The sequence below is a fragment of the Hymenobacter sp. H14-R3 genome, from assembly GCF_030063445.1.
Lineage (GTDB): Bacteria > Bacteroidota > Bacteroidia > Cytophagales > Hymenobacteraceae > Hymenobacter.
In genome coordinates this window covers 1-1,831 of the sequence record NZ_JASITD010000069.1, presented here as the reverse complement: position 1 = coordinate 1,831, position 1,831 = coordinate 1, and the positions used below count along the sequence as shown (strand labels likewise).

Genomic DNA, 1,831 nt, shown 5'->3' with positions numbered 1-1,831 from the left:
GATTTAACAGTACGCCAGCCGCAACTTTCTCGCTGGGCTATCTGGTGGGCTTGTATGGACTGTAGTCTGCGTCGCGCCTGACCACAATTCATACGCGCTCCCTTTTCTCGTTGGCTCCGGGATTTTCTGCTAGAAGTTGCGCCGTAGGTTTTAGCGCCGGGGGTTTCATCAGCGGCGCTAAAAGCCGGGGGTTGGGTGCCACGACGCGGTGCACCTTATCCCAAAACAAGTCTTACCTCCCGACAAAGGAAGCAGTAGCACTACCGTGACAACTGCGCCAATGGAGACTTGCTTAGCCAGTAGAATTGAGGCGGCTGCCTAGTTAAACAGAACTACATCTTTAAAGTGGGCCTAGTAGGAGAAGCTACATTTCGTACTCGTAGTCCTGCTCTTTTTCTGCCTCGCTCCGCACGTCCTGCGCTTTACTTTTAGGAGCCATTGCACGGGACAATCGGTTAATGGTTTGTTCCATTGTACTCATAGTAATTGCTGGGGTGTCGGGCTTTCTTCCCTCTTTCGGATAGGTAGGCGTTGGAAAAGAATGAGCGGGCCCATCCATCCGTAACGCACCAGCTTCACTTACCCGGCCCGTAGTCAAATAATCATAGGGGTTGGTAGTCGCCTTTCCCTTCTCGGCGTTACGTTCGATTTTTCCTAGCCGGTCGTAAAACACGTTGTCATAGTTGCGCTCCTTGGCCGCCTCTTTTACTTGGGCCGGGTCGAGTTGCTGCGCGGGATTGAGCTTCGTATTGACGCGGGCAACCTGGGTATCAAGCCGGGCATCTTTGGCAGCAATCTGCACTTCGGTCAGCGGTTTCTTTTCCCGTTTGTTGGCAGCTGCTTTAGTTGTAATCTCCTCGGCTTTTTCGGCAATGAGTTGCTTGCGGGTGGGCTCGGCTCGGGTTACGTCGTGGGCCGTCACGCGCCCGAACTGAATCTCCATTTGGGCCACGGCTTTGGCCTGGAACTGTACCCGGTTAAAACGGTCAGGAGTGCTCAGCGCGTTAAGCGTAATCTTCTGCTCGGAGTCGCGGGCCGAAACGATAACGTGAATGTGGGTCTGAGGTCCTTCTTTGCTTTCACTCTGCTTACCGCCATCAGTCCCCCGATTCTTGCGGTCGTTATGAATAATGGCGGCCCAGACCAAGTTAGACTCGCCCAGCTCGCGCCCGTTTTTGAGCGTAAAGTTTTTGGCGTAGTCGTCCATTACGTTCTGGGTGTACTTCTCCAGGGCCTTGGGATTATCACCAATCAGGCGCAACTCATCCGGGCTCGGACTCAGCACCAGCGAATGAAATTTAGCGTCGTCTTTACCCAGGCCCTTGACGTTGGAATCAATCATAGCCATCACTTCCTCGCGCGTCTTTTCCCCGCTGCCCGGTGCGCCAAAAAACTTCGCTTCCTCACCTGAGTCCTTCGCTTCTTTGGCGAGGTAGTTCGTTGCCCGGGCGGAGCTGCCCTTGTTGTCGTAGGCTTTTTTACCGTTGGTTTTTGGATTGATTACTTTGGCATACATGGTACAGCTGGAAGAAAATTTGGAGGCAGGATTGGTGCGGTTGCACGCCGGATTGTAACCGAAAGCAGTGGCCGTACTACTCCGGTTGCAGCAGAAGTTGTAAGCGAATTCGGCCCGGATTGGAAGAAAAGTTACCCGGCCTCCGTGGTGGAAACCGGGCATACAACCGGAGCTTACAACTAGGCTTTTTGGCGGTGGTCTAAGTAGGGATGAAATTCGTAGGAGCTATTATGGTTTACACACAACATTTTTGCGCCAAATGTGGCAGCGACCAAATTCGGCGCAATGGCCATAGCCAGGGGCACGCCCGCTACC

The 1,831-nt window shown here is 53.5% G+C and carries 1 protein-coding gene; it reads right to left on the bottom strand.

Going from position 1 to position 1,831, the window contains the following annotated elements; genetic code table 11:
• Positions 1–364: 364 nt before the first annotated feature.
• Complete coding sequence (locus QMK33_RS23310; RefSeq protein ID WP_283567031.1) at positions 365–1,516, bottom strand: DUF5712 family protein; 1,152 nt, start codon at positions 1,514–1,516, stop codon at positions 365–367.
• Positions 1,517–1,831: the final 315 nt, after the last annotated feature.